This is a genomic window from Paenibacillus sp. MER 99-2, assembly GCF_023714095.1.
Lineage (GTDB): Bacteria > Bacillota > Bacilli > Paenibacillales > Paenibacillaceae > Paenibacillus.
Genome location: NZ_JAMAUZ010000015.1, coordinates 1 through 19,368, shown reverse-complemented (window position 1 = coordinate 19,368; position 19,368 = coordinate 1). Strand labels below are relative to the sequence as shown.

Annotated in this window: 14 protein-coding genes; 12 read left to right on the top strand and 2 right to left on the bottom strand. The window is 45.8% G+C overall.

Annotated features, from left to right (window positions below):
* The first annotated feature begins 9 nt into the window (after positions 1-9).
* The 7 genes from M3636_RS28250 to M3636_RS28220 all read left to right on the top strand — a co-directional run bounded on the left by M3636_RS28250 (position 10) and on the right by M3636_RS28220 (position 10,990).
* A complete protein-coding gene (locus M3636_RS28250; RefSeq protein ID WP_483311551.1) occupies positions 10-1,911 on the top strand; it encodes an IucA/IucC family protein in 1,902 nt (633 codons plus the stop codon).
* Positions 1,908-2,684, top strand: a complete 777-nt coding sequence (locus M3636_RS28245; protein WP_251384667.1) for an HpcH/HpaI aldolase family protein — start codon at positions 1,908-1,910, stop codon at positions 2,682-2,684. Before M3636_RS28250 ends, M3636_RS28245 begins: the two co-directional genes overlap by 4 nt.
* Positions 2,681-3,928: a type III PLP-dependent enzyme gene (locus M3636_RS28240; protein WP_251384666.1), complete on the top strand. Its 1,248-nt coding sequence runs from the start codon at positions 2,681-2,683 to the stop codon at positions 3,926-3,928. The genes M3636_RS28245 and M3636_RS28240 overlap by 4 nt, the downstream gene beginning before the upstream one ends.
* Positions 3,888-5,945, top strand: coding sequence for an IucA/IucC family protein (locus M3636_RS28235; protein WP_251384665.1), 2,058 nt, complete (start codon positions 3,888-3,890; stop codon positions 5,943-5,945). The genes M3636_RS28240 and M3636_RS28235 overlap by 41 nt, the downstream gene beginning before the upstream one ends.
* A 229-nt stretch (positions 5,946-6,174) precedes the next feature.
* The gene (locus tag M3636_RS28230) at positions 6,175-9,855 is read left to right on the top strand and encodes a glycoside hydrolase family 2 TIM barrel-domain containing protein (RefSeq protein WP_251384664.1); all 3,681 of its coding nucleotides are present in this window, start codon (positions 6,175-6,177) and stop codon (positions 9,853-9,855) included.
* Between the two features lie 20 nt (positions 9,856-9,875).
* Entirely contained in the window at positions 9,876-10,244 is a 369-nt protein-coding gene (locus tag M3636_RS28225) for a hypothetical protein (protein ID WP_251384663.1), read from the top strand.
* Between the two features lie 152 nt (positions 10,245-10,396).
* Positions 10,397-10,990, top strand: coding sequence for a YdeI/OmpD-associated family protein (locus tag M3636_RS28220; RefSeq protein ID WP_251384662.1), 594 nt, complete (start codon positions 10,397-10,399; stop codon positions 10,988-10,990).
* Between the two features lie 194 nt (positions 10,991-11,184).
* Here the strand turns inward: M3636_RS28220 and M3636_RS28215 are convergent, their stop codons facing one another.
* Complete coding sequence (locus M3636_RS28215) at positions 11,185-12,687, bottom strand: stalk domain-containing protein (protein WP_251384661.1); 1,503 nt, start codon at positions 12,685-12,687, stop codon at positions 11,185-11,187.
* 149 nt (positions 12,688-12,836) lie between these two features.
* Here M3636_RS28215 and M3636_RS28210 point away from each other — a divergent pair, with 149 nt between their 5' ends.
* The 3 genes from M3636_RS28210 (at position 12,837) to M3636_RS28200 (ending at position 15,835) form a co-directional block, all read left to right on the top strand.
* Positions 12,837-13,748: an ATP-grasp domain-containing protein gene (locus tag M3636_RS28210; protein ID WP_128100462.1), complete on the top strand. Its 912-nt coding sequence runs from the start codon at positions 12,837-12,839 to the stop codon at positions 13,746-13,748.
* Positions 13,749-13,804: 56 nt separating this feature from the next.
* On the top strand, positions 13,805-15,196 hold the full coding sequence (locus M3636_RS28205) for a hypothetical protein (RefSeq protein WP_251384660.1): 1,392 nt from the start codon (positions 13,805-13,807) through the stop codon (positions 15,194-15,196).
* A gap of 258 nt (positions 15,197-15,454) precedes the next feature.
* Positions 15,455-15,835, top strand: a complete 381-nt coding sequence (locus M3636_RS28200) for a hypothetical protein (protein WP_251384659.1) — start codon at positions 15,455-15,457, stop codon at positions 15,833-15,835.
* Between the two features lie 74 nt (positions 15,836-15,909).
* Here M3636_RS28200 and M3636_RS28195 read toward each other — a convergent pair whose 3' ends face one another.
* Positions 15,910-16,308, bottom strand: a complete 399-nt coding sequence (locus tag M3636_RS28195; protein WP_128100465.1) for a CopG family transcriptional regulator — start codon at positions 16,306-16,308, stop codon at positions 15,910-15,912.
* A 274-nt stretch (positions 16,309-16,582) separates the two neighbouring features.
* On the opposite strand from M3636_RS28195, the gene M3636_RS28190 reads away from it, so the two are divergent.
* Entirely contained in the window at positions 16,583-18,349 is a 1,767-nt protein-coding gene (locus tag M3636_RS28190; RefSeq protein ID WP_251384658.1) for an ABC transporter ATP-binding protein, read from the top strand.
* A 79-nt stretch (positions 18,350-18,428) separates the two neighbouring features.
* Positions 18,429-19,172, top strand: a complete 744-nt coding sequence (locus M3636_RS28185) for a PmeII family type II restriction endonuclease (protein ID WP_251384657.1) — start codon at positions 18,429-18,431, stop codon at positions 19,170-19,172.
* The last annotated feature ends 196 nt before the right edge of the window (positions 19,173-19,368 follow it).

Genomic DNA, 19,368 nt, shown 5'->3' with positions numbered 1-19,368 from the left:
GAACGCATTATGCGTCAGGCAATGGAGGCGTTATGGTTCGAGGACATTATTGATTGTAGGAAGCAGGGCAAGAAGTGGGGAACTACTGGAATCGATGGACAAGGACAGCCTGTTCAATATACCTGTGAAGCACAGCAGAAGTACTCATTCGGCCGAGTGAAGGTAGTTAAGGGATCGATCCAAAGAGAAGGCGTGCCTATTACCGACCTGAATCGATTTCTGGAAGAAATGATATTGAACAAACTTGCAGGAGCTCATGTGGATTCCTTCATTCAAGAGTTGCTGGAGACGCTATCGAAGGATAGTCAGTGCCGAACAGTATTGGCAGAGTCAATTCCGATCGCGGATCATCATTATGATGCACTCGAAAGCCATATGACCGACGGTCATCTCTATCATCCGAGCTATAAGTCGAGGTTAGGATTCACGCTAAAAGACAACCTGGCCTATGGCCCCGAATTCAACAGGGATGTACCGCTCTATTGGCTCGCGGTGAAGCAGTCGTTGGTGCAGACGGCTCTCTCCAGAGGCTGCACGTTAGATAGCCTTATAGAACAGCATTTAACAAAGGCGGATGTACATCGGTTTGACCGTATTTTGCAGGGAGAAACTGCCCTAGAGCTTGGCGATATGAATGTGGCTGAGGATGGTATCACTGACAGTAGCAGTAATAGTGGCAATACCAATAGTAGTAGTGGCGACAGTGATAATAGCAGTAGCAGTAGCAGTAGTGGCGGTGACAGTGGCGATGGTAATGGTAGTGGCAATAACAGTGATGGAGTTGGCGTTACCTACGTTGATGCTCACGGTAACCCTTATGTGTACATCCCGGTTCATCCTTGGCAATGGGAGCACCAATTGCAGTCGGTATTCGCTGTTCAGTTAATGGAGAGGGACATCATTTTCCTCGGGGCATCATCATCTTCATATCGCGCCCAGCAGTCGATCCGTTCTCTCTCCAATCGGGTTAATTCTAGTGCTCCTTATATCAAACTAGCACTTAGTATTACGAATACATCAAGCACACGTATTTTGGCTCAGCATACCACCCAGAATGCCCCGCTGATCAGCGATTGGTTGGAACAACTCATTCAGGAGGATGAGCTGTTGCAGCAGGAGCAGTTTGCCATACTGAAAGAGATCATGGGGTTGTCCTTCAGATATGAGCAACTATCTGTCATCCAATATCGCCGTGCGTACGGAACTTTCGGTGCAATCTGGCGGGAGAATGTTATCACTCATCTGCAGCCAGGTGAGTCGGCTTGGCCACTCAATGCATTGATGCTGGTGCAACCAAACGGTACGCCTTTCATTCAGGCTGCAATTGAACGTCATGGTATTGCAAAGTGGAGCGAGGCACTTGTTCGCACGATCACACTGCCGATCATTCATTTGTTGTATGCCCATGGCATTGCACTGGAGTCACATGCTCAGAATATTATTTTGGTTCTGGAGAATGACCTGCCGAAACGAATTATCGTCAAGGATCTGCATGATGGGGTTCGTTATGTACCAGATAAATTGCTTCATCCAGAACGTGCACCAGAGCTGCATCCTGTACCAGAGACCCATCGGAAGTTCAATCGGTACTCGTTCATTTATGCTGATGATGTATCCGAGGTTCGTGATTATACCTATGATGCATTCTTCTTCATCTGTATGACCGATATTGCTCTGGCGCTGGAGCCCTTCGGATTATCCGAGGAAGCATTCTGGCAACTGAGTGCGAGTATCATTGTGTACTATCAGCAAAAGCATCCGGAATATAGCGAGCGATTCGCGTGGTTTGACCTATTTGGCGAGGATGCATTAATCGAAGAGATGACAAAGCGACGTCTCTACGGTGATGGGGAACTGTATTTCCGTAAAGTCAGCAATCCGTTGAAGCGGGCGAAGGATACACTAGCATGAGAACGAATACGCTGAAGGAAAAAATATCGCGAGGGCGCCCTGTATTCGGCTTGTTTGTATCGATTCCACATCCGGTCATCATCGAGATGATCGGACATGCAGAATATGATTTTGTCATCATTGATCTGGAGCATGCAACCACGAATATGGAATCTTTGGAAGAGATGATTCGGGCTGCTGATCTATGTGGCATGACACCGCTCGTACGCATCTCGAAGGTAGAGCGGGCAGAGATTTTGAAAGTGCTGGACTGCGGGGCACAAGGCATTGTGATTCCTCATGTGGAAGGGCGGGAGCAGGTGGAAGAAGCGGTTCATCACACCTACTATCATCCACTGGGGATGCGCAGTCTGAATAGTGGACGTGCTGGTGTATTCGGTAAATATCCACTTACCGAGTACATTGGACAGGCGAATGAGCAGATCATGGTGATTCCGATGATTGAGAGTGTGCAGGGCATTCAGCAGAGCGATAACATTTTGTCTCATCCACAGGTCAGTTTTGTGTTGGAAGGAGCAGCAGATCTATCGCAATCTCTCGGTGTACCTTGGCAGACGGATCATGCAGATGTCCAGTCTGCACTGACGGTCTTACATGAACAAGCGCAGCAGTATAATGTCCCGTATGCAACTGTAACGAGAGGTATCAAGGATATGACGTTATGGACAGAGCGAGGGGTACATATTTTTGTGTTAGGGGATGACCGGAATACGGCTTTTCGTGCATATGTACGGAAACGGAATGACTATGGGAATGTAGGTGGCCAGGTATGATATCCAAGGTAGAAACTATGATTCGCCAGATCCAAGAGGACAGTAAAGAGCCTGTATGTGCATATCTCTACGACCTTGCAGGAATCCAAGAACAGGTGAGCCAGATGTTACAGTACATACCGCAACATACCTCCTTGTTCTACGCGATCAAAGCGAACCCTGATCCAAGAATCATTGAAGCGCTTCTGCCATGGGTTAAGGGATTTGAGGTTGCCTCGATTGGCGAATTGCTCAAGGTAAGGCGTATTAGTGCCCAGGTTCCTATTCTCTTTGGCGGACCCGGCAAAAAAGAAGCTGAGTTAGAACAAGCGCTGGAACATCAGGTCACCTTGTTGCATGTGGAAAGTTTGCTAGAGCTGCGAAGACTGATTGCCATCGCTAGAAGGAAGAAGCGAGTCGCCAGTATTCTGCTGCGAATCAATCTGAGAAGCAGCACACTGCCACGAACCAAGATTGTGATGGGCGGTGGGCCAAGCCCGTTTGGATTAGATGAGGAGTGGGTTGAACAAGCGATACTGATCATACGTGAGGAAGGTGCAGGAGCCGTACACCTGCGCGGGTTTCACTTTCACTCGTTATCGAACAATACCGATGCGCGATTACATGCCGAGATGATTGATCTGTATTTAAACAAAGTCAAGGCATGGCAGGACGCTTACGGTATACAGGTTGAGGTCGTTAATGCAGGCGGTGGATTCGGTGTGACGTATGACGGTAACCCGGGGTTTGACTGGCCGTTATTCACGTCTCTGTTGAAACAGAGTGAGGCGAGAAAACGACTTGACAGCGTCCAGTTGTATTTCGAGCCAGGGCGAATTCTCGTAGCAGATCATGGTTATTATGCAACAGAGGTTACGGACATCAAAGTTTCCCATGGAGAACAGTTTGCTGTGATTAGAGGGGGAACACACCATAATCGGTTGCCTGCCTCTTGGGGGCATAACCATCCTTTTCAGATTATGGCTAATGAGCGCTGGGCGCATTCATACGCAAGACCAGAAGTGAAGCATAGTGAGGTACATATTGTAGGCGAGCTGTGTACACCGAAAGATCGGATGCATTCGAATGCAGAGGTTAAGCTGCTCCGCGTCGGGGATATCGTTGTTTTTGAGAAATCTGGAGCATACTGCTGGACGATCTCGCACCATGATTTTCTGGGGCATCCGCACCCGGCATTCCATTATTTGACGGAGGGAAACAACCATGTCAACAGTGATGAAGCTTTCCAGTCTGCAAGCTGCTGAACACCAGATCATGGAGGATCTGATCAATGCATTTCTGGCAGAGGGACTACTGCCGCTTCCCGGAAATACCTTGATTGAATTGTCTGCTGCCCCAGAGAAAATCCGCCGAATGATGGAACCGTATCAGTACGGGCAGCGGGTAGGTTGGCAGAAGGATCAAACGGTGGGTAGACAAGAACGCACATTGGGATTGGGAAACCAGCGTACGTTTGCAGAAGAAGGGGCATTGGAAGGACAGCAGACGTTGGAAGAAGAACAGACGTTTAGCGATGAACAGTCACTTCGAGAAGAGGGAAATAGGTCGTCTCATGCTGGATTACAGAAGGAGGATGCTAGAAGCATAAAAGCTGGTCAAGGTCCTAAGTTTCTAGTTCATCTGGAAGGAATTGTGTTTATGGTTCAGTCCAGTATTAGGCAGGGCAAACAGTGGGTGCAGGGCTCCCCGGTATATACCCAAAATACTGAAGGTGAATGGATTATGCTCTCTACACCGGTAGCCGTTGGACATGCTGTGCTGCGGCTCGCGCTTTCTTACGAAGCTTATGCTCATCCGGGCGTAGCCGAATTTGTGGATAGCATCGAGGCGGCGACCGAGCAGTTGGCCTTGGGGCTAGAACAAGTGGATCAGTTGCATAACGTGAAGCCATCCAATGCCTACGAGTGGTTCATTAAGGGAGAACGAATTGCCGCATTACGAGATCGGCCTTTTCATCCAACATCCAAAGCAAAGATTGGTTTCACGGAAAAGGATGTGCGTCGTTATGCAGCAGAATTCGGAGAGAAGATACCTCTGCGCTGGGTTGCAGTGCGTAAGGATGTCGTGCAACAAGGTTGTGAAGATAACAACGGTCTTTCTACACTGGATATATTGGACGAGCATCAGCGAAAGATGGTGGAAGAAGCATTCCAGCGTAATGGAATAGATCTGAAAACCTATATACCTATGCCGGTTCATCCGTGGCAATTGGAGAATATCATTCTCCCGCGTTATGCAGCGGAGTTCAAGGATCGTACGATCCTTGTGCTTGATGTAGAAGCGGGTGAGGTTCAGGCGACATCTTCTCTTCGCTCGATGTCTTCTGTGACAGCGTCAACTTATATGTTGAAGCTTCCTGTCAGCGTGTTGTCTCTTGGCGCGGCACGTTATCTTCCAGTCGTTAAGCTATTGAATGGTTTGGCTGGAGAACGGATGCTACGGCAGGCGGTCGCTTGTGATGATTCCCTTGCCGGGAAAGTGTTCTTATGCGAAGAACAGAATTGGTGGGGCTACATGCCCGAAACGATGGGCTTATTCGATGATCATCCTCGCCATCTTGCGGCTCAGATACGGATATATCCGCCAGAGCTTCTACAGGAAGGGGTGAAAGTCATCCCGATGGCTGCCCTGGGGGTGCCATTGGATGGTCGACACCTGCTGTCCGAGCTGTTAGGTGAGGAACTATCTAAGGATGATGTGATTACCTTTTACACCAAGCTGGCTGCGTTATTTTATGATGTGGTCATGCGGCTCTTCAAGGTAGGGGTTGTCCCTGAAATTCATGGACAGAACTGCTGTGTGGTCTTGCGTAATCAGCAGGTGAAGGGGCTGTTGTTCCGCGACCATGATTCTGTGCGATTGCATCAGCCTTACTCGGACAAGCATGGTATCGCTGATCCGGCGTATTGGATTAGACCTGGATACTCCAATAGTCTGTATAATGAGACGCTTGAGAAGCTTATCTTTTATGTGCAATCTCTAGGCACACAGGTTAACCTGGCTGCCATTATTGAGGCACTCGTTGCAGTCTACGATCTGCCTGAAGCGAAGTTATGGGACATTACGGAGCAGGTGTGGAAGGAAGCGTTGCACCGCGTGCAGCTTCCTGAGGCTGACCGGGCTGAGCTATTCCGCCTGATATTCCAAAGGCGGGAATGGCCCGCGAAGTTAGTTGTCCGTCCGCTGTTAGAAGCGGATGGGGTGCCTGGGGCAATGCCATCGGGCAAAGGCGCGGGGCATAATCCTTTTTACATTGGATGAGGTAAGGGTGTTGGGGTGATCTGGCTATGCCGGGTTGCCTTTTTTTGCGGTTATGCAGGTGTTGTATAAATTGTTGGTTTTATATTCAATCCTGTGCAGTCACTAGATGGATCAGATGGTATAATCGGGTAGAGTAGAAGGGTTTATGTAACGATGATCGAAAAGGTTATCGGTGTAGCACAATTCTTTTTGTAAACGCAATCATATTGGGACAGGATGTGAGAGAGCGATGAATTCGAGAAAACTCTTTAATGATGGATGGGCATTCGCCAAAAGTGGACTAGATGTTACGGAGCCTGGGGGATTAACGTTCGAACCTGTGGAGCTTCCGCATGATTGGTTAATTTATAACACATTGGATCTGTATGAGGATAGTATTGGCTGGTATCGCAAGTCGTTCCAGATTACGAAGGATGATAAGCATAGACTGTTGTGTTTTGACGGGGTGTATATGGATTCATCCGTGTATGTGAATGGGCAGTTGGTAGGGGAATGGAAGTATGGGTATTCTGCGTTTGAACACGAGATCACAGCGGCCTTGGTCGAGGGGGATAATGAAATCATCGTCAAGGTGGTGCATCAAAGTCCTAACAGCAGATGGTACTCCGGTGCGGGGATCTATCGTAATGTATGGCTGAAAACGAGGGATCACAATCATATCGTCACCAATGGTACCTATGTATCCATGCAGAAGCAGTCCGATGGCTGGCAAGTTGAGGTGGATACAGATGTCGTTATTGATCGGGACGCTCAGCTTGTGCACACTTTGCTCTATGAGGGCAAGGTTGTAGCAACCACAACGGCAGCTGTGACGCTGGATACTCAGCAAGCTGAGGTTGGACATATTGCCAACGCTAGCAACGATAGTCATTCTAGTAATGCTAGAATGATCACAAATCGCCAGCAATTTGTAGTAGAGAACCCGAATCTGTGGGGCACGGAGGAACCGCATCTCTATCAATTGGTGACTGATTTACAGGTGGCGTCAGTGGAGCACAACGAGGATCACGCCCGGACTCAAGCTGAAACTGAGACTGAGACTCCAACAGAAAATCAGAATGCTCAGGCGCAGGTACAGTATCAGGGGAGCGAAGGTTATAAAACGATAGAGAGTTTCACCCAGAATGTTGGTTTCCGGGAAGTTAGGTTTGATCCGCAGGATGGCTTCTTCCTGAATAGGGTCAAAATCAAAATGAACGGTGTCTGTGAACACCATGATCTGGGAGCTTTGGGTGCAGCATTCAACCTGGTTGCTCTGCGTAGAAGATTTGAGTTGTTGCAGGGCATGGGCGTTAATGCTATTCGAACCGCTCATAATATGCCTGCCAAGGAGTTCATGGAGCTTGCCGATGAGATGGGTATGCTGGTTGTTTCAGAAGCTTTTGACATGTGGGAGCGTGCCAAGACACCTTACGATTATGCGAGATTCTTCCCGGAGTGGGCGCATACCGATGTGAAGAGCTGGGTTATGCGTGACCGCAACCATCCAAGCTTGATGATGTGGAGCATTGGTAATGAAATCTATGATACACATGCAGATGAGCGGGGACAGGAAGTTACCCGGATGCTGATGGATTATGTGCTGGAATTCGATCCAAAGCACAATGCGCGTGTTACGATTGGTTCGAACTATATGCCTTGGGAAAATGCACAGAAATGTGCGGATATCGTGAAGCTTGCGGGATATAATTACGCGGAAAAATATTATGATAAGCACCATGAGGAACATCCGGACTGGATTATCTATGGCAGTGAGACGGCATCTGTGGTGCAGAGCCGGGGAATCTATCATTTCCCATTCGAGCAATCCATTCTGGCTGATGATGATGAGCAGTGCTCCGCGCTGGGAAACAGTACAACAAGCTGGGGAGCGAAGTCGGCAGAGGCGTGTATTTTGGCAGAACGGGATACCCCCTATTCGCTGGGACAGTTCCTGTGGACAGGATTCGATTATATCGGTGAGCCAACACCGTATCATACGAAGAACTCTTATTTTGGACAGATTGATACGGCAACATTCCCGAAAGATTCCTATTATATCTACCAATCCGCTTGGACGGATTACAAGAAGGCTCCAATGGTGCACCTCTTCCCTTACTGGGATTTCAGCCCTGGTCAGGTCATTGATGTACGCGTGTGCAGTAACGCGCCAAAGATTGAACTGCAGCTGAATGGTGATACGATCGGCACGTATAACATTGACCATGCTCATGGAAAACAGCTTGTTGGCTGGTGGAAAGTTCCTTATGTCGCTGGAGAGCTGAAGGCGATTGCGTACGATGAAGTGGGTAATGTAATTGCAACCGATGTTCAGCGATCTTACAAAGATGCACAGGCTGTTCGTCTTCATGCAGACCGTGAGCAATTAACTGCGAATGGGAAGGATCTTATTTTTGTCGAGATCAATGTGGAAGATGAAGATGGCAACCCGGTGCAAAATGCCAACAATCGTGTACAGGTGCGCGTGACGGGGGCAGGACGTCTGTTAGGGCTGGATAACGGGGATAGTACGGATTATGATCCGTACAAGGGAACTAGCCGTAGGTTGTTCAGTGGCAAGTTAATGGCGATTATCGGCGCAACCCATGAATCCGGAACTGTGAAGATCGAGGTGTCGTCGGAAGGGCTAGTAGGGGCATCTGCTGAGTTCCAAGCTGTTCATGTGGCTGAAAGTGTCGCTGCTTCAGAAACCAATGTTTCAGAGACTGCTGTTTCGGAGATCAATGTACAAGAAATAAATGCTCAGGATACGAAAGTACACGCTGTTTTCCAGCGCAATGAGGATCAGGCTATCCATACCGGAAAAGCAGACGAGATTCCTTTGCGCAAAATTGAGATGATTAGCCCAGCAGGACAGTTATTAGACCCTTCAACGCCAGCAATGGTGGTGCAAGCGAAGTTATACCCGGAGAATACATCGTACCGAGATATCGAATGGTCTGTGGTGAATGATGCAGGCATTGAATCGAACATTTCAAAAGTAGAGTTGCTCGATTCGGACTCGGTTGAGAATTCGGATGAAGCAGGTCAAGTGAAGGTCACTGCGCTGGGAGATGGTGCATTCCGCCTTCGGGCTACAAGTAAGAACGGCACGGACAAAATTAAACTGATCTCCCAGCTTGAATTCACCGCCACGGGGCTAGGAACGGCATATCACGATCCATACGCTTTTATCTCCGGTGGGCTCTATGATTATTCGAAGGGCGACGTGGGCAATGGAAACGAACGTGGTGTAGCGACGAGCCGAGATGGGGAGACGCATGTGGGCTTCCGCAATATCGACTTCGGTGCATATGGCTCGGATACCATTACAATTCCGATCTTTGCTCTATCTAACGAGGAATACCCGTTGCAGATCTGGGAAGGTATGCCTGGTGAAGAGGGAAGCACATTGATTGCCGACGTGGTATATCAGAAGGAATCCAGATGGAATGTGTACCAGGAAGACACGTATACGTTATCCAAACGGCTGCGTGGAATTACATCGATTTGTTTTGTACTGAAGCAGAAAATTCACATCAAGGGCTTTACCTTTGAACGCCAAAGCCGAGCCTTTGAGCAGAATGCCGCTGCATCGTGTGACCAGCTGTATGGAGATACGTTTACGATTCAAGATGAATCGGTTGAGGGAATCGGAAACAATGTCTCGTTAGAGTTCGATCATATGGACTTTACGGTAGCCGGCACGTCCAAACTTGTGATCTGCGGTCATTCGCCTATCGACAAAAACACGATTCATATTCGTTTCTCAGGCTCGGATGGGCAGATCAATCAGCTTGTCGAGTTCACACAGTCAGAGGGGTATGAGGAACGGGTGTTTGAGCTTGAACAGGTGACAGGTGTGCAAAAGGTGACCTTTATCTTCCTGCCAGGCAGTCAGTTTGACTTTGGCTGGTTCCGTTTTGAGTGATGAAGAAGACTTTATTTTCATTGTTGCTTGTAATATTTATCGCGGGTTGCGGTAAAAACAACGTGGAACGGGCTACCGAGCATCTGCTACGTACACAACACAGCGAGAATGAAATATCTGTCGTTATGTTTGGAGAACGTGACTGGGAAGAAGAGTACGTTAGAGAACTGCAGGCAGGTCTGGATGAACTGAATAACAACGTTAGACAAGAGAACCCGGTAACAAATGTGACTTTGGTTAACGTCAATGATGACCAGAATTACAATTACGAGAAGATTTTCGAACTTAAGAGTTACCCTCGAATTCTTGTTTTTCAGCACAACAAGGTCATCATGGAATCGAGCGAGCCTCAAGACATTATTGATTTCCTAGAAAAAAAGGAGGATTAAAAATCCTTCTAAAGTAGAGCAGTAGAGTAATCCCCTTTAAATGGCTTCCTTTAAGTATAGGACGCTCGCTTGAAGGGGATTCTTTGTGTTTTTTTGAACTCATGATAAAGTAAGGAAAACGTACCTTATGAAGATGAAGAGGGGTAGTCCTGATGACCGACAGCAGACTTAATCCGAAGGTTGATGAGTATTTAAGCAAAGCCAAGACGTGGAAGGAAGAATCGGTGAGACTCCGGGAGATTATTTTGGACTGTGGGTTGACCGAGGATTATAAGTGGATGCATCCATGCTACACGGCCCAGAACAAAAACGTGGTGATCATCCATGGCTTCAAAGAATACTGTGCGCTTTTGTTTCATAAGGGAGCGCTATTGAAGGATACGGATGGGATTCTGATTCAACAGACAAATAATGTACAGGCAGCACGCCAAATTCGATTTACGAATGTTAAGCAAATAGATGAGATGGAACACCTCATAAAAGCATATATCCATGAGGCGGTTGAGATTGAAAAATCCGGACAGAAGGTTGAAATGAAGCAAACGGCAGAGTATGCCATTCCAGAGGAGCTTTCACAAAAGTTCGATAAAATGCCTGAACTGAAAACGGCATTTGAAGCTCTGACACCTGGGAGACAAAGAGCATACCTCTTTTATTTCTCGGACGCTAAACAATCGAAGACGAGAGCCTCCAGGGTTGAAAAGTATGTGAAGCCAATCCTTGAAGGTAAAGGATTAAATGATTAGAGAATATGATCAACAGTTGACCCAGTATCGATCATGATGCTGGGTCGATCTGTTGCTGGGCTGTATCATTGGAGAACTAGTATTAATTTGATGATGTATCGTTTGAAAACTTCACCATATAGATGCTGAATTCTATCGTATTAAATGTACTTTTCGTAGTAGCGGTAGTGTTGTTATCTTTTATTGTTGATAGATTATTGTTCGTTAGTATTTGTGTTCTCTGTATCTTCAATGGTCATCATGCCTCTGGTGGCTTCCCATGACACCTGCAAGCCTAAAGCTTCAAATGCTTCATAAGGTACCGTCGTTGCACCAGTATAATTATTTATCGGTTCGGGTAGTGAAATTTCTTTTTGTTTCACTGCCGTAACTTCGTCATACGTTAACTTTGCTAGCGTCATATTAGGATAAAGTATGATCGTTCGACCTTTATAGTTCAATATATAGGAATCAATCGTTCCTTGTGTTTTGCGTACATCAAACCTCGCTCCAATCGCCGTTGCTATTTCTTTGACAGGAAGCTGTACAGTCTGGGAAGTAACAACAGCACCATAAATGGATTCGAAGCGTTCTCCGTTAAGGTATACATCTGTTCCTAATGGAGTTTGTACAGGTTTGTATACCATTCCACCTGATGAAGTGGCAGGTGCGCCGGCCTCCTGATATTTATCGGCACCCCATCCCCATACGCTTCCCTCAGTGGAAAGCGCCAGACTGTGAGAGTAACCTGCTGCAACATCTGTAATATTGGAGAGTTGATTCACCTTGCCCTCTTTTCCCGTTACAGTTCGTCCATAGGTGTATACAGATCCGTCTATAGTCAGTAACAGTATATATCCTGAATTAGCATCAATCTTCTTAACATCCAGTTCATGATAATAACTCGTTTTTTTACCTGTATCATCTAGACGCCAGACCTTGCCGTTCTTATCGAGAGCAAGAAGAGAGGTTTCTGTAGGTGTAACAGAGGTGATCTGGGATAGTTGTTTCACTTTCGTGGGTACAGACGGTGATGTACCTGGTTGGTTGGACTCAGTCCACTTCCACACCGAACCATCTTTTTTCACGGCATACAGATCCTGACCCCAAGCTGCAATTTGAATTATGTTGGTTAAACTGCTGATGACTTGAGGTTTCCGTGTAAGTTCTACATTTGAACCATAAACCGGACTTTTCCAAGTCCATACAGTTCCATTACGGAGCAGAGCGGCCGATGAATACGCATCTGTAATAACTTCCTTCGCGTTGGTGATACCTTTCACTTGAGTAGGCATTCTGCCACCACCCCACTCCCAAACGGTTCCATCCGCTTGCACAGCCGCGTTATTACCACTGCCAGAAGCTGAAATAGCGATTACATTGTCCAGCTTCGGTATGCGAATAGGGCTGTACGTATGGCGATAGCGAATGTTCTCACTAACACCCAACTCTCCAAAAAGATTGCGGCCCCATGTCCATACTGATCCATCACTTCGTAAGGCAACTGTATAATGGTTAGCTCCTTCGATGGCTGTATAGTGAAGTGGGTTGGTGCTCTGATTAAAAGTCGAGCCTGTTTTGGCGTCATATGTAGCTGTTGGTGTTGTATGGGGCAAGTCAGCCGCTAGAACCTGTGATCCATCTGTAAATGCGGCGAGTACAATAGATGTAATTAATGTAGCAGTTGCCAACGTTCTTAGGCTAAGGTTTGCGCGCATGATAACGCCTCAATTCTTTTAAATTTTTTCAGTAATAAAGTTATAACGTTAGTTAGAGGTATTAAGTTATACGTGCAGCTCTGAAAAGATAATATGTTAAACTAATAGGAATATATTGGTGTTACATGTTTGAAAGGAGATAAACTAAGGTGAAAATAATATATTGCAGTTCTCCGCTGGATGAGCGGAAAGTGGATGAGAGTTATGAGGAAGAGTATACATATGCGAAGCAGCTAGGTCTGGATGTGGGTCTAATTCACTTGGAGTCACTGCTCGTGGATGGCAAGCCGAAGCGGGCAATTAAGAATCTAGCTGCCGCGATAGAGCCAACCCTGACGATATACCGTGGATGGATGATGAAGCCAAGTGAATATGAGACGCTGTACAATGCGCTTATTTCAATCAATCTCTATCTCATTAATACACCTGAGCAATATCAGCATGGTCATTATCTGCCTGATTCCTATGATCTGATTAAGCAATACACCCCACGTTCCGTGTGGATTCATCAGTCTGAGATGCACAAGTCGGCAGATTGGCTTAGGGACACAGTCCAGACGTTTGGCACAGCACCTATTATGGTCAAGGATTATGTGAAATCGAGAAAGCATGAATGGCATGAAGCGTGTTATATCCCAGATGCATCCGATCAGGCACACGTGCAAAAAGTGGTTCAGACCTTCCTTGAACGACAAGGCTCTGACTTAAATGAAGGGCTGGTATTCAGAGAATACGCCCAGCTGGCATTCCTATCGAATCATCCGCAGAGTGGCATGCCTTTGTCCCAAGAGATGCGAGTCTTTGTCCTAGATGGCAAGTCGCTGTACGTGTCGAACTATTGGGATGAAGGAGAGGATCAGGACTTTGTCGCTCAATTAGATTCGTTCATGGGCATAGCGAGCACGATTCAAAGTCGTTTCTTTACGATGGATTTCGCCAAACTTACGGATGGTTCATGGATCATTCTTGAGCTTGGGGATGGGCAAGTGGCTGGGTTACCAGATTATGCAGATGCCCAGCAATTTTATAAGAATTTGAAGTCAGCAATGATTGAGCTTTAGAGAGTCGCATTCACCAGAGTATTCATTGGTATGGAGGCTAGGAGGAGGGATATGCGGTGGAAAGAATATTTGAAGAAGGTTGGATTCAACGTATTGGAACTCAGCTCGTATGGGTGATTCTAGCGGTGTTGGTATTGCAAATACTGCTCTCCATTCGAAATCGAATGTCCAAGGGCAGTTATACCGATGAAGAGATTGAACAGGCTGAGCCACTTTTTCTTGTTTATGTGTTCAACAAAGGTAAAATGCGCCTACGAGACACCCTTGCTTCATTATTTGCTCTTACCCGTTCAGGGATATTATCTCTCCGCGTTATACCAACCAAAGGACGATATCAAGATGATCAATATGCGCCTAATGTGACGTTGGAATTTCAGAAGACGAAGCAGATCGGTCAGATTATGCCAGACGAAGGTGAATTAATCCAATGGTTTATTGGAGAACATGGTTTTGGAGCACAGAAGTTCCGTCTAGATACGTTAGCTGGTCCCAGCTCAGAGGAAAGTAAAAGTGCCGAGAACTTGTATTATTACCGTGAAAGAGAGAAGCTGGACAACAAAAGGCTAGGGCGATGGGTGGCACAGATTCGTGAATCAAGAGGATGGGAAGGCATCGTTCGAACGCCAGTATTACTCCGATTATTGGTAGGAATTCTTTACCCGGTTCTCTTTATACTCGTTGTAGCTTTAGGTCAGATAGATGGATTAGGTATAGCTGATATTATTGGATTAAGCCTAGCATTGCTGTTATGGCTGTTGAGTTGGAGGCGTGTGTATGTACGTTGGGTGTTCCAGCTTGCGGTATTTAGTTTATTCATGACGACTGTATTGATGGAGGGCGTTGAATTTGCATTTCGATCCGATGTGCTGACCGCAATCATAATCATGTTATTCGTTCGCTTGTTTCTCCCAGGACGAGAGATTGCACCTATGGCTCATGAATGGTCAAGATCACTGCACCGCTGGCGTAGGAAGTATAAAAAAGGAATACCTACGGAACGGCTCGGAGAAGCAGCGGGGTCGCTGGAACGAGTGTTGCAGACCGCTCTTGTACTACGAATTGGCTCACGTTGTAGCCGAAAAACGGATTGGACTCAGCTCCAGAATCAATTCGAACCGGAGATTAGACAGATGCTGCAGAAGGAGCAGAAGAAAACACCTAGGGCGGCGGTATCTAAGAACATATCGGCAACGCCTTTGCTCCTGCTGGTTCTATCTCTCCGGGGCGAATATCGTCCATTGTTGGCTGCCGAATATCCATACGAACGTCTGAACTATAAGGTTGGTTTATTCGAACATGGTACCCAAAAAAGAAATAGAAAAGCTAACTATCACAAAACGAGTGGTGCAAGCAGCAGTGGTACCTATACATCTTCATATGATAACGATAGCTCGTATAGCTCAGGGAATGACAGCGGAGGTAGTGATTCGGGTGGAGGCAGCGATTAGTCTCCGAGCTTCTCCTGTAAAGTGATTTATTCCATAATAGTATAATTGTAACATATATTATAATGTGGAAATGGATATTTCATCTGTTGAAGGGGGAAGATGGGGGATGAGCTTCTGAATCACTTCCATGAACCAAAGGAAATTCTTCAATATGTTGAGAATGGACAAGACAAAGAGGAAGAGAAAGAATCGATGTGCCCCCAGTTAATAAGTTGATAATTCGGGAGTTTCATTGCTTTCCAAGAGAGGATATGTAATATGAAAAAATGGTTCGTACTTGCTGTAGCGTTAATGCTTCTAATCTCCGGTTGTGGTCAGAATGATAAAGAGAAGGCCATCGATTATTTGGTAAACGGTCAAACGAATGATGTCTCGGTAATCGTGTTCTCTAACCAAGATTCTGATCGTGAATTTGTCGAGGGTTTGCTGAAGAAAATACAAGATATTAATACAAGCGTAAGGGCGGATAAACCGATTCAACATATTAACTTCTATGATGTTAGTGTGGAGCAGAAATTTGATTATGCCAAAATATTTGATCTCAGCACCTATCCAGTCATACTTGTATTTGAGAAAAATGAAATCGTACTGAAAGCAACGACCCCTGATGAGATTGTTCAGTACTTTGAGGGGAAATAAGAAGTTGTAAAGCCAATAAGCCGTTAACCACTCGCTAGATGATAGCTGGTGCGTTAACGGCTCTTTTTTTGCTATTATGCCTTACCTTCCTCATGCAACTGACGCAAAAATTTCTTGATGTTCTCGGGAGCGCGGATGATTCCGTAAATCTTCACTTTACCAAATGCAGCTTGGGCTAATTCTAGCGATACATCCTTCGAAACAATTAATCCACCAATGACTTTGATACTAAGCTTGGCTCCATTCCGCAAAACATCTTCCAACCGTTCGCGATCAAAATCCATAATTCCCATCACATAATAATACTCTTCTCTGAACTGCTTCAGATCAGCTGCATGACTATCCAATTGGTTACGAATTGCTATGCGAATCAGATCGGTACGGTTCGTATAATACCCTTGATCTACCAGAAGGTCGATCTGCCCCAAATCAACAGGCCCGAGGTTAATGCTGACTTTCTCTAAGTCTGCCATTCTATCATCTCCATTAAGAGAACGCTGTATTCCCAAATATTTGGTGGCTCTCTTTGTTATGTGTACATGTACATCTTATGTGTATTAAATAAGTCATCGTCCTCTTCATATTCATTCAATTCAGCTATGTTGTCAAGGACGGGTGAAATAATACGTATTGAAATATTTGGAATTGTATAATAATATATACTCCAATGAGACTCCCTATGGATTCCAAATGGATTCTATACGGATTCTCGACTAGTTATAATCCAAAATGAGAAAGGTGGATCATATGAAACCGAAACACACGTTTTGGCGTTTAATGCGTTATTCCCTACAGTATAAGAGTAGCTACGTTATCCTATTTTTCACGATGATTCTGGGTATAGGGCTGGATCTGGGGATGGCTTGGTATCTGAACCAAGTAACGAATGCAGCCGTCGCCGATGGTCAGGTTTTATGGAAGTCCCTTGCCTTAACTGGTGTCATTATTCTTCTGCTTAATGTGATTAACAGCTATGTCGATACATACTTCAAGACCAGAGTATCCTCCAAGATCCGTAACCGTATTCGTCTCGACACATTGAAAAAATTACTTCGTTTGCCTGAATCACACTATAACGAGAATCATTCAGGTGAGCTGCTGAGCCGCATGACCAGTGATAACCAAGCGATTGGCCGTGCATGCACAGATACGATTATTGATCTCGTTCGCAGTCCGTTACTTGCCATCTTAGCTTTTGTCTATCTGTTAACGATCCAGTGGCAACTAGCCTTAATCTGTGTAATTATCGGTCCCATGACCGTACTAATCGGTGCATTATATGGAAAATCCCTCAGGAGAAATTCACAGGAACTCCAGACCGGTGTCGGGAAAATGACATCTCTTCTGCAGGAAATTTTTGGATCAAGTATTGTATTCAAAACCTTCGGCTTAGAGAAAAAATTGTTCGGCAGATTCCATAAGAGCAGTGAGGACATCAGTCGCTTGGAGGTTGAAGGCGGGCGCATTCATGCTTCGCTGTCCGCTACAGCCATCGCGGTAGGACATTTTTCTTTTATTATCACATTCGTTATGGGGGCTCTCTTTGTCTCGAATGGCTCAATGACGATTGGCGGATTAATCGCATTTATCCAGCTCCTGAATCACCTGACTTGGCCATTTACAGGCATGGCTTCACTCTGGGGAGATCTACAACAAGCCCTTGGGGCGGCGGATCGTATTTTCAAATTAATGGATCAGAAGCATGAGTATACAGAGTTGCCTGAGCAGACGATTAATCAGCAACCTGCGTATTTGGAGGTAGATCATCTCACATTTGCCTATAACCCGAGTCATCCCGTATTACATCAGATTTCATTCGCTGTACGGCCAGGGCAAGTGACTGCAATTGTAGGATCTAGTGGCGGAGGAAAGTCGACGATCTTTAAATTGTTGTTAGGGCTATTCCAGCAAAATGAAGGTCAGATTCGAATCAATCATACGGATACGCAGTCAATGAAACTGGAGGAATTGCGAAGTTACTTTGCTCTTGTTCCTCAGGATAACATCCTATACAGTGGCACGGTTCGTGAGAATATCGCAAATGGCAATCTGAATGCCACGGAGGACGAGATTAGGTCTGCGGCACAGGATGCCAATGCGCTTGATTTTATATTGGAACTGCCAGACGGATTCGAGACAGACATCGGTGAAGGGGGAACTTTTTTATCAGGGGGACAAAAGCAGAGAATTGCTATCGCCAGAGCACTTCTCCGGAATGCTCCAATTCTTCTATTAGATGAAGCAACGGCTGCTCTAGATCGGAAGTCGGAAAGCTTAGTGCAGGGAGCGTTGGAGAGATTAATGGTCGGGCGAACGACAATCATCATTGCTCACCGGTTATCGACAATCCAGAATGCAGACGAAATCATCGTATTAGATCAGGGAAGAATTGTGGATCGTGGCAGTCATGAGCAGCTTCTGGCGGCTGGAGGACTGTACCAGGAGTTAGTTCACAAAGGCAATCAGACAGATATCATCGTAGATCTTAATGTGGGTGGAGTGAGTAACGCATAAGATGCATAGTGACCGATACGGAAGGAAATGGTAGGATGATGCTATATGAACTTCGGATATCAGGGAGGCAATCTAGCAGATGAGTGAACTGAAACTACACGATGACACGTTGAGGGAGATAATAACGAAGGCGAAGGACTTTTTCAAAGCAGAGATTGTACCTAGTCATCAAAAGAATACGGAGAAACTTCGGAGATTAAAAGAATTCAATCTGAATCCTTTTCTAGATAAGTATAAAGCAAGCTTTCTAACAGGGAAGGATGACCCGGTGAGTATCGCTAGAGCCTTAGTATATCCTCGTGTGTTGGGGACATCCATTAATACTATTTTTGGAGATCGGCTTCAGAAGTTCTGTAGTGAAGTGTTGGAAGGGTTCGCCTCGACTACATCGGGTATTGATATTGAATTCATAGATAAAGTGGATGGACGGAAGAAATACTGCCAGATCAAAGCCGGACCCAATACGATCAATAAAGATGATATTGAGACGATCAAAGGTCATTTCAAAGCCGTTAAGAACCTTGCTCGAACCAATAAATTGAATGTGGGTACGGAGGATTTGATCGTAGGTGTTTTCTACGGTACTCGTGAGGATCTAAGTAATCACTACAAAGTTATTGATGCTGAGTACCCGGTCATTATTGGGGACGAATTCTGGTATCGGCTAACGGGTGAAGCGGATTTCTATCAGAGAATTACGGATGCTATAGGGGATGTGGCTTCTGAAGTCGATAGCTCTGAATTAATAGAAGATGTGATTCGCTCCTTGGCGAAGGAGATTGAAGAGACGTTGAAACCGAAGAAAGTATTAAGTGATATTTAAGTAGATTTAAGGTCGAATTCAATTCTAATTTAACTAGTGGAAGATAAACGTGCTGATTGCTATCTATACTGGAACTAGAATAAAAAGTGGACACCCGTTAACGGACAGAAGGATAATAAGGCTAACGGAGGTGTGTCCACATGGGAGAACAGCGGCAACGATACAATGAAGAATTTAAGAAACAAACGGTAAAATT